The organism is Sphingomonas profundi (genome assembly GCF_009739515.1).
Classification (GTDB): Bacteria; Pseudomonadota; Alphaproteobacteria; order Sphingomonadales; family Sphingomonadaceae; genus Alterirhizorhabdus; species Alterirhizorhabdus profundi.
On sequence record NZ_CP046535.1, the window covers coordinates 1036762 to 1049046 of the forward strand.

The following is a 12285-nucleotide window of genomic DNA, read 5'->3' on the forward strand; positions in this document are numbered from 1 at the left end:
ATGACTGAGTTTAAATTAGGAGAGTGTGTGTGGCCGAGGCGTCGGCTGGGCCGGACCGGCGATGCAGCCGCCGTCGGCCACCGACGGCCATGCCTGGTAAATTGCCCCATGGTCTAGAATACGGTCGCGAGCGCGAAGGTTAAGCCGGTGCGGCCCAGCTTGCCCGCCTCACGCGACGATACATGCTCCGTGCCGACGACGGAGACGGAGGCGGAGAGCCGGCCGCTGCCGTAGCTGAGGCCCGCCTCCCAGTCCGTCTTGCCCTCGTAGAAGCCTTCCTCATAGCCGCCGCGCAGCCGCAGGCGCAGCGGCGTATCGCCGACGGCAACCTCGGCGCGCGCGCCGACATACGTGTTCGCGACCGCCACATTATGCTGCACCGGCGCGTAGGCGCCCTCGATCGTGAGCGTCGCCGGACCGATCACGCGAGCGACCTCCGCCTGCAGCTCGGCGAAATCGACGCGCGATCCGCGGGGATAGAGGTAGCCGGCGGCCGTCACGCTGTAGGTGAGGCCCGCCACCGTGCCCGATTTGCCGCCGTAGAGATCCACCTCGGTGTGCGCGCCGCCGTAGCGCGCGATGCTCGATCCCCAGGCGCCGGCGAACCACCCGCCGGGCAGGCCGACATCAAGGCCGCCCTGCACCGCCGGGTGCCGATTCGACGAGCTGATGCCGCGGAAGCGATAGTCCGAGACGAGGGCGAGATTGCCCGACACGTCCGCAGCGCCGGCCGCCACCGGGATCATCCCCAATGCGAGCGGACACACGATCCCGAGCGCGGCGAGGAGGAAGGAGGAGCGGGCGGCCATGCCTCCCTATGACGCGATCGAGTTAAAACGAGATTGTTCACCACAACAGCTTGTTAAGCCCGATCGGTCATGATCCCCGGCGAACTTCCGAGTAGGCAGCGTGCAGGGTCAACGGGCGAGACGGCACTTTCTGGCGCATGTCGTGCTGCCGGTCGCGCTGACGGTGACGGTCACCGCCGCGATCCTGGCGGCGCTGCTCGCCTGGTCCACCTACGCCGTCGATCGCGTGGCGACGCAGCGCCAGTCCGCGCTGTTCTCCGTCGTTCTGCGCGACAGCATCCGCGGGCTGGCGCACGATCAGGAGGCCTCGACGGTGTGGAACGACGCGGTCGAGCAGCTGCGCCGCACGCCCCCCGATCCGACCTGGCTGGATGCCAACCTGGGCGTCTGGTTCAATACCTATTACGGGCACGACCAGGTCTACATCGTCGATCCGCGGGATCGGCCGATCTACGCGATGCGCGGTGGGCGGCGTGTGGCGGCGGGCGCGTTCGGGCAGATCGACGCCGTCGCCAGCCCGCTGATCCGCGCCCTGCGCGGCGATCTGCGGTATGCCCGGGCGCCGCGCGACAGGTCCACGCTCAGCGCCGGGGCCGCCGATCTCGGCATGGTCCTGGGCCGGCCGGCGATCATCAGCGTGAAGCCGATCGTGCCGGAGACGGCGGCGGTCAGGCAGGCGCCGGGCACGGAATATCTCCACATCAGCATCCGCTTCCTCGACGGCGGCTTCCTGCGCCGCCTCGCCGACCAATATTGGTTCGACGGCGCCCGCTTCTCGGCCACGGGCGTGATCACGCCGCGCGAGACGGCGATGCCGCTGCGCACGCGCGACGGGCAGTTGCTCGGCTTCGTCGTCTGGCGGCCGTTCGTGCCCGGCGCCAACGTGCTGGCGCAGCTGGGCCCGGCGCTGGCCATCGGCCTGCTGGTGATCGGGCTGATCCTGGCGTGGCTGATGATGCGGATCCGGCGCGGCAACATGCAGCTTCAGAGCAGCCGGGCGCAGGCCGAGCACCTGGCCTTCCACGATACGCTGACGGGACTGCCCAACCGCGCCCTGTTCGACGATCGCCTGACGCAGGAACTGGCCCGCGTGCGCCGCGGGGAGGGCCGGGCGGCGCTGCTGTTCCTCGATCTCGATCGCTTCAAGCATGTCAACGACACCTACGGCCACCCGGCCGGCGACGAGCTGATCCGCGAGCTCGGCCGCCGGCTGAGCGGCGTCGTCCGCGCGAGCGACACCGTCGCGCGGCTGGGTGGAGACGAGTTCGCCATCGTCCAGACCGCCATCGCATCGCCCGCCGATACCGAGATCATGTGCCTGCGGATCATCGAGGCGATCGACGAGGCGTTCGACGTCGTCGGCGTCAAGGTGCAGGTGGGCATCAGCATCGGCGTCGCCTTCGCGCCGCTTCACGGCGTCGAGCGGATCGAGCTGAGCCGCAAGGCGGATATCGCGCTCTACCAGTCCAAGGCGCAGGGCCGCGGCCGCTTCACCATCTTCGCCGAGGAGATGGGCTCGACGATCCGCGTCCGCCGCGGCCTGGAGCGGGACATGCGCGGCGCTATCGATCGCGGGCAGTTCGCCGTGCACTATCAGCCGCTCGTCACGGCCGCCGACGGCACGCTGACCGGCGTCGAGGCGCGGCTGCGCTGGATGCACCCACAGGAGGGTGTGGTGCAACCGGAGACGTTCGTGCCGATCGCCGAGGAGTGCGGACTGATCGGGCCGATCGGCGAGTGGCTGCTGCGCGAGGCCTGCACCCGCGCGCGCGACTGGCCGGTCGCCACCCTCGCCGTCGACGTCTCCGTCATGCAGCTGCGCAAGCGCCGCTTCGCCGGGCAGGTGTGCGCGATCCTCGCCGAGACCGGGTTCGCCCCTGCCCGATTGCAGCTGGAGATCGCCGAGTCGCGCTTCATCGATCATGCCTCCGCCTGCCAGGCGAACATCGCCGCGCTGCGCGCCGCCGGCGTTCGGGTCGCGCTGGACGGGTTCGGCAAGGGTTTCACCGCGATCGGCCCCGCCGGCCGGTTCGCGCTGGATCGGGTGAAGATCGATCGCTCGTTCGTGCAGGCGATCGATGCCGGCGAGGGCGGCGCCCCGATGATCCGCGCGATCGTCGGCCTGGCCCGCGCGACCGGCGTGCGCGTCTCCGCCGAGGGCGTCGAGACGCCGGAGCAGCGCGGCCATCTGGCCGGGCTGGGCTGCGACGAGCTTCAGGGCGCCCTGACGGGCCGCGCGCTTTCCGCCGACGAGATGGAATGGCTGGTCGCGCCGGAGCGGGACGGCATGCCCGGCAGACGCGGCTTTTCCCTCGGCGCGACGCCGGGCTAGATCGCCCGTCCCGGATGCCGGTCGAATTTCGGCAGCAACCGCATGAGGTTAACCGGCGATTGAGGCTGACCGTTCAGCACAGCTTTGCAGCTTGCGCTTAGGGAAGAGGGTGGACCGCGAGGTTGCGTACAGGACCTCGCGGTCCCCTTCGTCAAGAGGGGAGGGTGCGCTTCGCGGAATTCGGGGGCGCACCCTCAACATCGCCTGCAAAGCTTACCGGGTTGCTGCCGAACATGGTTGGCGGCGGTTAACCCTGCGCCTAGAGCGAGGGCGAAAGGTGGGCGTGGCCGTGATGCTGGTGGTCGCCGGCATGATCGTGCCGGTCGTTCGCCTCCACCATCAGCAGGTTGACCGAGCCGGAGCGCACGCCCCGTTCAGCCCGCACGCCATCGGCGAAGGCGCGCACGGCGGCGGTAGCGCCCTTCAGCATCACGCTTTCCATCGTGTGGAAATGATCGAGCCGCACGGCGGTGCTGGCGGCGACGAGATCGTGATGCTCGTGCTGCATCTCCGCCAGCCGCTGCGCCAGCGCGCGGACCCGCCGATCGAACACGTAGGAGAGATTGGCGACGCAGAAGGCGGCATCGGCATGCTCCTCCCGCCACCGCTCGATACCGTCGCGCACCAGATCGCGCACCGCTTCCGACCGGCTCTGATAGCCGCGATCGCGCCGGATATCGTCCAGCGCGGCACTGAAGCCGTCACTCACAGAGATGGTGATCCGCTGCATCGTGGCTCCGCTATTTCCGGGTGGCGGCGAGCATACGTCAATTTACCTCTCGGCAAAGCCCCGGCCTGATGTAAGCAGTCGCCGGGGATTCTGCATAAAGGGGGCAGCAGTGGCATCGGCCGATCGATCCGGGGTGCGTGGCGCGCGCCGCATGACGCTGCTGGCGGGCATCGCGGCCGCCGGCGCGCTGGCGCCGGCCATGCCCGCCCGCGCCCAGGCCGTCGCGGCCGGCGACATGGCATCCCCGCACGGCAGGGACATCGTCGTCTACGGCCGCGCCCTCGCCCAGATCGGCATCGCCACCTCGGGCTCGCAGGGCGTGGTGGGCTATCGCGATTTCGAGGACAAGCCGCTGAGCCGGGTGGGGGAGCTCGTGGAGAACGTGCCGGGCGTGATCGCCACCCAGCACAGCGGCACCGGCAAGGCGAATCAGTATTTCCTGCGCGGGTTCAACCTGGATCACGGCACGGACTTCGCCGGTTTCGTCGATGGCGTGCCGATCAACATGCGCACCCACGGCCACGGCCAGGGCTATCTCGATCTCAACTTCCTGATCCCTGAACTCGTCGAGCGGATCGACTATCGCAAGGGGCCGTACTTCGCCGACGCGGGCGATTTCTCCGCCGCCGGCACGGTGAGCTTCTCCACCGTGGACCGGCTCGCCGAGCCGATGATCGAGGCGACCGCCGGCAGCTACGGCTACTACCGCGCGCTGGCCGCCGGCAGCGCGGCGGCGGGTGGCGGAGACCTGCTGGTCGCGCTGGACGGCACGCTATCGAACGGCCCCTGGGATCTCGACGAGGATCTGAAGAAGGTCAACGGCCTCGTCAAATACAGCCGCGGCACCGCCGATCGCGGCTGGAACGTGGGCGTCACCGGCTATCACGCCACCTGGAACGCCACCGATCAGGTGCCGCAGCGCGCGATCGACAGCGGCCTCATCAGCCGCTGGGGCAATATCGATCCCGCGCTCGGCGGCCGCACGACGCGGGTGGGGATCACCGGCAACGCCACCCTCGGCGAGACGCGGCTGAACCTCTACGGCCTCTATTATCGCTTTCGGCTCACCTCCAACTTCACCTATTTCCTCAACGATCCGGTGAATGGCGACGAGTTCAAGCAGCGCGACCAGCGCGGCCAGTTCGGCGGATCGATCCGCCACAGCATCCCCGCCACGATCGGCGGCATGCCCGTCACCTTCACCGTCGGTGGCGAGGGGCGGTGGGATCATATCGGCAAGATCGGCCTCTACAGCGCGATCGCCGGGCGGACGAGCGGCACCGTGCGGCAGGACAAGGTGGACGAATATTCGGGCGCCATCCACGCGGAGGGCACGGCCGCCCTCACCGATCGCCTGCGCCTGACGATCGGCCTGCGCGGCGACCTCTACGGCTACGACGTGCGCGCGCAGACGCTGGCGGCCAATTCCGGCAAAGGGTCGGACGGGATGCTCGGCCCCAAGGCGGCGCTCGCCTGGCGGGCGACCGATCACCTCGAACTCTACGCCAATTACGGCGAGAGCTTCCACTCCAACGACGTGCGCGGCGCCAGCATCCGCTTCGATCCGGTGACGGGCGATCCGGTGGATCGCGTGCCGGTGCTGGTGAAGGCGCGCGGCTACGAACTGGGCGCGCGGGCCGAGTTCCCGCGCTTCACTGCCTCGCTGGTGGCCTTCGGCCTGAGCCTCGGGTCGGAGCTGGTGTTCGTCGGCGATGGCGGCAGCACAGAGCCCAACGACGCGACCCGCCGCTACGGTGCGGAGGCGACATTGTTCTGGCGCCCGACCGACTGGCTGACCCTCGATGCCTCCGGCGCCGTCACCCACGCGCGCTTCCACGACGTGGCGCCGGGGCAGAACCGGATCCCCAATTCGGTGGACGAGGTGGTCTCGGCCGGCGCCGCGCTGGATGTCGGGCGCGGCTTCACCGCCTCGCTGCGCCTGCGCCACTTCGGCGCCGCGCCGCTGATCGAGGATGGCAGCGCCCGATCGGCGCCGACGACGCTCGTCAATCTCGGCACCTATTATACCGCCGGCCGGATCAAGATCGGCGCGGACGTGCTGAACCTGTTCGGCGCGCGCGATGCGGACATCAGCTATTTCTACGCCTCCCGCCTGCCCGGCGAGCCGGCCGAGGGGGTGGAGGACCGGCACATCCACCCGGTGGAGCCGCGCCAGCTGCGCGTCTCGCTGCGCTACCGGCTCTGAGGGCGCGCCGCCCGGCCCGGTGAGCGGCACGGGCGGCTTGCCCCGGCGCGCCGCAGGCGGCAAGCATCTGGCGACGCGGGCCTTTTGCCCGACCGCCCGGAACGCTGCCGATGCCGCCTGTCTCCCGTCGTGACTTCCTGCGCCGCGCCGCCGCCACCGGGGCCGGCTGTGCGCTCGTCGGCGGCGCTCCGGCCTGGGCGCAGCATGACGGCCACGGCCTGCCACGCGATCCCGCGATCCTCTCCGGCGGGGAGATCGAGCTGCGCATCGCCGGGCAGATGCTGACGGTCGGCGGGCGGCCGAGCCACGCGATCGGCATCAACGGCAGCGTGCCCGCGCCGCTGATCCGCCTGCGCGAGGGGCAGGACGTCGTGCTGCGGGTGATCAACCAGCTGGACGAGGAGACCTCGCTCCACTGGCACGGACTGCTGGTGCCGAGCCGGTTCGACGGGGTGCCGGGCATCTCCTTCCCCGGCATCCCCGCGCGCGGCACGTTCGAATATCGCTTCCCGATCCGGCAGGCCGGCACCTACTGGTATCACAGCCACTCGGGCCTGCAGGAGCAGATGGGGCTCTACGGCCCGATCGTCATCGATCCGGCCGGCGCCGATCCGGTCGCCTGTGATCGCGAGCATGTCGTCCTGCTGTCGGATCATGGCGATCTGCACGGCCATGCGATCTTCCGGAAGCTGAAGCAGCAGCCCGGCTACTTCAACTATCAGAAGCAGACGCTCGCCGGCCAGCTTCGCGGGCGGGACCAGGATGCGGGCGAGCGCCGCCGCTGGGGCGCGATGCGGATGGACCCGACCGACATCGCCGACGTGACGGGTGCGGCCTATACCTATCTGGTCAACGGCCACGGCCCGCGGGACCAGTGGAGCGCCGCCTTCCGCCCCGGCGAGCGGGTGCGGCTGCGCTTCATCAACGCCTCCGCCATGACCACCTTCGACGTGCGCATCCCGGGCCTGGTGATGACGGTGGTGCAGGCGGACGGGCAGGCCGTGCGGCCGGTGGCGGTGGACGAGTTCCAGTTCGGCCCGGCCGAGACCTACGACGTCGTGGTGACGCCGGACACGGAGGGGCCGTTCGCGATCGTGGGGGAGGCGATCGATCGCTCCGGCATGGCGGTGGCGACGCTGGCCGCCCGGTCCGGCGCCGTCGCATCGGCGCCACCGCTGCGATCGCGCCCGCTCGCGACCATGACGGACATGGGGATGGGCGGCATGGGCGACATGGGCATGGGCGGCATGGGCGACATGGCCCACCACCAGCACATGGCCGGCATGGACATGCAGATGGACATGGCGATGCGCGACTTCGCCAACGCGCCGCAGGTGGCGCGCGGGCCGGGCGTGCAGACGATCTCGCCCATGGCGGCGGACCGCAGCGGCGATCCGGGGCAGGGGCTGGCGGAGGCCGGCCACCGCGTGCTCACCTACCGCGATCTCGTCGCCCTTGCGCCCAATCCGGACGTGCGCGCCCCCTCCCGCGCGCTCGACATCCACCTGACCGGCAACATGGAACGCTACATGTGGTCGTTCGACGGCGTGAAGATGAGCGACGCGCGCGAGCCGATTCCCTTCGTCGAGGGCGAGCGGGTGCGCGTGACGCTGATCAACGACACGATGATGGGCCACCCCATCCACCTGCACGGCCATTTCTTCGAGCTGGTGACAGGCAAAGGCGATCACGGCCCACGCAAGCACACCGTGCTGGTCCAGCCCGGCGGCAGGATCAGCTTCGATCTCACCGCCGACGCGCTCGGCGACTGGGCGTTCCACTGCCACATGCTCTACCACATGCATGCGGGCATGATGCGTGTGGTGAGCGTGCGGCCCGCCGGCGATTGGGCGGACGGGTGAGACTGCGGCCGCTGCTGGCGCTGGCGCTGGCGTCCGTCGCGTCGATCGCGCGGGCGCAGGATCACGACCACCATCCGGGCATGACGATGCCGCCGCCTGCGCCGGTGGAGGTGGCTCCGGCGCGCCCGATCGGCACCGATGCCCGGCCGGGTTCGGCGTCGGCGCCCGCGCCGCCGGAGGACCGGTGGAACGATCGCTACTGGCCGGCCGAGGCGATGGCGGAGAGCCGGGCGCGGCTGGCCCGCGAGCATGGTGGGATGATCCTGTCGCAGGCGATGCTCAATATCCTCGAAGTCCAGCCGCGCGGCGGCCGGGCGGGCTATCGCTGGGATGGCGAGGGCTGGATCGGCGGCGACCTCGATCGCCTGACGATCAAGAGCGAGGGCGAGGGACGCGTCGGCCGCAGGGCGAGTGAGGCGGAGGTGCAGGCGCTCTACAGCCGCGCGATCGACGCTTATTGGAACGTGCAGGCCGGCGTTCGGCAGGATCTCCAGCCCGGCGCCAGGCACACCTACGCCACGCTGGGGGTGGAGGGCCTCGCCCCCTACTGGTTCGAGGTGGAGGGGGCGCTGTTCCTCTCGAACACCGGCGATCTGCTCGGCCGGATCGAGGCCTATTACGATCAGCGCATCACCCAGCGGCTGGTGCTGCAACCGCGCGTCGAGCTCGAAGCGGCGGCGCAGGACGTGCCGGAGGACCGGATCGGCCACGGCCTGTCCGAAGTCTCGCTCGATCTGCGCCTGCGCTACGAGGTGCGGCGTGAACTCGCCCCCTATGTGGGCGTCAGCTGGGAACGGTGGCTCGGCCGCACGGGCGATCTGGTGGCGGCGAGCGGCGAGGGTCGCGGCGGCACGCGGCTGGTGATGGGCGTGCGCGCCTGGTTCTAGGCGGGATCGACATCCAGCACTGGGAAGATGGCGACGTGCTTGCTCGTCACCCCGTACCTGTTCCGGGGTCCACGATGCGCTCGGGCGGATCGCTGGAGCAGCTTGCGCCGTCCGTGGCCGCCAGGTGGGCCCCGGAACGGGTCCGGGGTGACGGGATCTGCGGCTTCACGACGGATGCGGGAACGGACGTCGATCCCGCCTACGACGTGCCGTCCCGCGCCGCCTCGATCGCGGCGACGTCGATCTTGCCCATCGTCATCATCGCTTCCATCACGCGCTTGGCCACGGCGCGATCGGGATCGGCCATCGCGTCCGTCAGCTGCCGGGGCGTGATCTGCCAGGAATGGCCCCAGCGATCCTTGCACCAGCCGCAGGCGCTCGCGACGCCGCCATTGTCGACGATCGCGTTCCAGTAGCGATCCGTCTCGGCCTGGTCGTCGGTGGCGATCTGGAATGAGACCGCCTCGTTCGGCCGGAACGCCGTGCCGCCGTTCAGCCCGAGGAAGGGCATGCCGAAAACGGTGAACTCCACCGTCAGCTCCGTTCCCGCCTCGCCGCCGGGGAAGTCGGCGGGCGCGGCCAGCGCCGGGCCGACATGGCTGTCCGGAAAGATGCTGGCGTAGAAATCGGCGGCGTTGCGTGCCTCGCCATGATCGTACCACAGGCAGGCCATGATCTTGGGTGCGGCCATCGGTCCTTCCTCCTTGCTCGTTACGGCCGAGGATACGGGATATCGCCGGCGCTGCCACGCCGCCGTACGGCCCACGCGCACCCGCTTGTCCGGCGCGGATGCGCGTGGGAGAGGGGCGCATGGCCAAGCTCTATTTCTACTACGCGTCGATGAACGCCGGCAAATCGACCACCCTGCTGCAGGCGGCGTTCAACTATCGCGAGCGCGGCATGCGCGTGCTGCTGTTCACCGCCGCGGTGGACGATCGCTACGGCACGGGCGTGATCGCCTCGCGCATCGGCATCTCCGCACCGGCGGCGCCGTTCGACGCGGCGACCGATCTCCGCGCGATCATCGCGGCCGAGCATGACGCGGCGCCGGTCGCCTGCGCGCTGATCGACGAGGCGCAGTTCCTCAGCCAGGCGCAGGTGCTGCAACTGGCCGCCGTGTGCGACGAGCTGGACATACCCGTGCTCGCCTACGGCCTGCGCACCGACTTTCAGGCGCGGCTGTTCGAGGGGAGCATGTGGCTGCTCGCGCTGGCGGACATGCTGGCGGAGATCAAGGCGGTGTGCGCCTGCGGCCGCAAGGCGACGATGAACCTGCGGATCGACGAGACCGGGCGCCCGGCGCGCAGCGGGGCGCAGACCGAGATCGGCGGCAACGAACGCTACGTCGCCGTATGCCGCCGCCACTTCATGTCGCCGCAGATGCTGGCCGCACCGGGGGCTGACGCTTGACGGGCCGCCTCGTCCTGCGCGTCCGCGCCGGCGACCGGTCGGGGATCGTGGCCCGCACGGCATCGCCGATCACGGCGCACGGCGGCGACATCCGCGCCGCCGAGGTGGATGGCGGCGCCAATACCGGCGGCTTCGGCGCGAGCCACGGCATCGCCGCTGACGAGCTGGCGGTGATCGGGGGCGAAATCGCGGCATCCGTGCCCGGCAAGACGGCAGCGGCCTGAGGCGATGGCCGGCAGCATGCCTTGCGGAGAGCAGATGATGAGCGCCGCCGAACGGCCCGATCCGGCGGTTCCCGCCTTCCCAGCCGCCACGCTGACGGTGGACCTGCCGGCGATCGTCGCCAATTTCGCCCTGCTGGCCAAGCGTGCGGCGCCCGCCCCGCTGGCGGCGGTGGTGAAGGCGGATGCCTATGGCCTTGGCGCGGTGCCGGTGGCGCTGGCGCTGAAGCAGGCCGGTTGCACCTGCTTCTTCGTGGCGGAGCTAAGCGAGGCGATCACGCTGCTGCCGCACATCGGCGCGGGCTGCGACCTCTACGTGCTGAACGGCCTGCGACCGGGCGCGGAGGAGGCCTGCGCCGATCTGGGCGCGGTGCCGGTGCTGAACGCGCTCGATCAGGCGGAACGCTGGTCGGCGCTGGCCGGCGATCGCGGCACCCGGTTGCCGGCGGCGATCCAGGTCGACAGCGGCATGTCGCGCCTGGGCATGACATCGGAGGACGTGGACGCCCTGCTCGATCGGCCGGAGATCCTCGGCCGCCTGCGCCCGCTGCTGCTGATGAGCCATTTCGCCTGCGCCGACGATCCGGCGGCGGCGACGAACGGCCAGCAGATAGCGCGATTTCGGGCGATATCGGCGCGCTTCCCGGCGATGGCGCGGTCGCTCGCCAATTCGGCGGGCATCTTCCTCGGCGACGAGGCGCGGTTCGATCTCGCCCGCGCCGGCATCGCCCTGTACGGCGGCACGCCGCAGGAGGGCCGCGATGGCGAGATGGCGCGCGTCGTCGATCTGCGCGTGCCGATCATCCAGGTGCGCGAGTTGCCGGCGGGCGCGGGCCTGGGCTACGGCCTCACCGGCGCGGCTGAGCGGGCGCGGCGCATCGCCACCGTCGCCACCGGCTATGCCGACGGATGGCCCCGCCGGCTCGGCAATGTCGGCTCCGGCTTCGTCGGCGGCGTGCGGGTACCGATCGTCGGCCGCATATCGATGGACAGCATGATGTTCGACGTGACCGGCCTGCCCGACACGGCCGTGGCGCCGGGCGCCATGGTGGAGCTGCTCGGGCCGAACCAAGGCATCGACGATGTCGCGCGGGACGCGGAGACGATCGCCTACGAGATCCTGACCCAGCTCGGCCGCCGTTATGTCCGCCGCTACATAACGTTGCCGCCGCCCGCCGGCTGAGCTCGCGGCCCGTCAGCGGATCGGGCGGGCGCGCACCGGCGCGTCGGCCGCGCTGGCGAGATCGACGACGCACATCAGGCCGAAGCGCGCGTGCGGGCCGCAGGCGGCGCCGGCGCGGGAGAAGACCGGATCGAAGATGGCGAGGCGGTGGCTGCGGTCGGGCACGCCATCGTCGATGATGAGTTCGCGGACCACGGCGGCGGCGTCGCGCGGGCCGTAGGCGATCACCTCGCCGACCGCGAACGGCCTGAGGCCGCGCTTCAGCACGCGATCGAGCGGGGTCGACCCTTCCGGGCCGAGATGCCCCAGGAGACCGGCCGATCCCTGCCGCGCGATATGGTCGCCGGCCGCCCAGGCGAGCGCGGGCTGCGTGGCGAGCGGGCCGACCGGCGGCTGGCGGCGAAGCGCGGCGACCGCCTCGTCCAGCGCCGCCACGCCTTCCACCGTGATGCGATCGATCGGCTCGCCCGCTTCCCGCACGATCCGGCCGGCGTACCGGCGGCGAAATCCGGCGAGTTCGCGGGCATAAGCGGGCGGATCGGCGCGCACGCGGTTCAGTTCGGCCACGATCCCGGCGGCAGGATCGGGCGCCGCGGTGCCGGCCAGCATCATGGCGAACGGAAGCAGCAGGAACGGAACGGCCAC

11 protein-coding genes are annotated in these 12285 nt (G+C 70.7%); 7 read left to right on the plus strand and 4 right to left on the minus strand.

The features are described 5' to 3' along the window. Positions 1-113: 113 nt before the first annotated feature. Positions 114-809 (minus strand): TorF family putative porin, encoded by a 696-nt coding sequence (locus GNT64_RS04860; RefSeq protein WP_156678486.1) that lies wholly within the window; start codon positions 807-809, stop codon positions 114-116. 100 nt (positions 810-909) lie between these two features. Here GNT64_RS04860 and GNT64_RS04865 point away from each other — a divergent pair, with 100 nt between their 5' ends. Beyond that, positions 910-3141: a putative bifunctional diguanylate cyclase/phosphodiesterase gene (locus GNT64_RS04865; protein ID WP_156678487.1), complete on the plus strand. Its 2232-nt coding sequence runs from the start codon at positions 910-912 to the stop codon at positions 3139-3141. Between the two features lie 259 nt (positions 3142-3400). On the opposite strand, the gene nikR is transcribed toward GNT64_RS04865, so the two are convergent. Beyond that, positions 3401-3871 carry a nickel-responsive transcriptional regulator NikR gene (gene nikR / locus GNT64_RS04870; protein ID WP_156678488.1) on the minus strand — a complete coding sequence of 157 codons (471 nt, stop codon included), beginning with the start codon at positions 3869-3871 and terminating at the stop codon, positions 3401-3403. A gap of 133 nt (positions 3872-4004) precedes the next feature. Between nikR and GNT64_RS04875 the strand changes: the two genes are divergently transcribed. From GNT64_RS04875 to GNT64_RS04885, 3 genes are all read left to right on the plus strand, one after another. After that, positions 4005-6077 (plus strand): TonB-dependent receptor, encoded by a 2073-nt coding sequence (locus GNT64_RS04875; RefSeq protein ID WP_231639272.1) that lies wholly within the window; start codon positions 4005-4007, stop codon positions 6075-6077. Between the two features lie 110 nt (positions 6078-6187). Next, positions 6188-7939, plus strand: coding sequence for a copper resistance system multicopper oxidase (locus tag GNT64_RS04880; protein ID WP_156678489.1), 1752 nt, complete (start codon positions 6188-6190; stop codon positions 7937-7939). Next, on the plus strand, positions 7936-8826 hold the full coding sequence (locus GNT64_RS04885) for a copper resistance protein B (protein WP_338420410.1): 891 nt from the start codon (positions 7936-7938) through the stop codon (positions 8824-8826). The genes GNT64_RS04880 and GNT64_RS04885 overlap by 4 nt, the downstream gene beginning before the upstream one ends. Before the next feature lie 199 nt (positions 8827-9025). Here GNT64_RS04885 and GNT64_RS04890 read toward each other — a convergent pair whose 3' ends face one another. Continuing rightward, positions 9026-9517 (minus strand): VOC family protein, encoded by a 492-nt coding sequence (locus GNT64_RS04890; RefSeq protein ID WP_156678490.1) that lies wholly within the window; start codon positions 9515-9517, stop codon positions 9026-9028. Positions 9518-9636: 119 nt separating this feature from the next. Between GNT64_RS04890 and GNT64_RS04895 the strand changes: the two genes are divergently transcribed. The 3 genes from GNT64_RS04895 to alr are packed head-to-tail and all read left to right on the plus strand — an operon-like array spanning position 9637 to position 11640. Further along, positions 9637-10236 (plus strand): thymidine kinase, encoded by a 600-nt coding sequence (locus GNT64_RS04895; RefSeq protein ID WP_156678491.1) that lies wholly within the window; start codon positions 9637-9639, stop codon positions 10234-10236. After that, a complete protein-coding gene (locus GNT64_RS04900) occupies positions 10233-10460 on the plus strand; it encodes a hypothetical protein (protein ID WP_156678492.1) in 228 nt (75 codons plus the stop codon). Before GNT64_RS04895 ends, GNT64_RS04900 begins: the two co-directional genes overlap by 4 nt. A 37-nt stretch (positions 10461-10497) precedes the next feature. Continuing rightward, positions 10498-11640: an alanine racemase gene (alr, locus tag GNT64_RS04905; RefSeq protein ID WP_156678493.1), complete on the plus strand. Its 1143-nt coding sequence runs from the start codon at positions 10498-10500 to the stop codon at positions 11638-11640. 12 nt (positions 11641-11652) lie between these two features. Here the strand turns inward: alr and GNT64_RS04910 are convergent, their stop codons facing one another. After that, positions 11653-12285: a CAP domain-containing protein gene (locus GNT64_RS04910; protein ID WP_156678494.1), complete on the minus strand. Its 633-nt coding sequence runs from the start codon at positions 12283-12285 to the stop codon at positions 11653-11655.

What these genes read in the sequence shown, in the direction of transcription:
- GNT64_RS04880 (WP_156678489.1), top strand. Translation starts at nt 6,188, where the DNA reads ATGCCGCCTGTCTCCCGTCGTGACTTCCTGCGCCGCGCCGCCGCCACC.
- GNT64_RS04895 (WP_156678491.1), top strand. Translation starts at nt 9,637, where the DNA reads ATGGCCAAGCTCTATTTCTACTACGCGTCGATGAACGCCGGCAAATCG.
- nikR (WP_156678488.1), bottom strand. Translation starts at nt 3,871, where the DNA reads ATGCAGCGGATCACCATCTCTGTGAGTGACGGCTTCAGTGCCGCGCTG.
- GNT64_RS04860 (WP_156678486.1), bottom strand. Translation starts at nt 809, where the DNA reads ATGGCCGCCCGCTCCTCCTTCCTCCTCGCCGCGCTCGGGATCGTGTGT.
- alr (WP_156678493.1), top strand. Translation starts at nt 10,498, where the DNA reads ATGAGCGCCGCCGAACGGCCCGATCCGGCGGTTCCCGCCTTCCCAGCC.
- GNT64_RS04890 (WP_156678490.1), bottom strand. Translation starts at nt 9,517, where the DNA reads ATGGCCGCACCCAAGATCATGGCCTGCCTGTGGTACGATCATGGCGAG.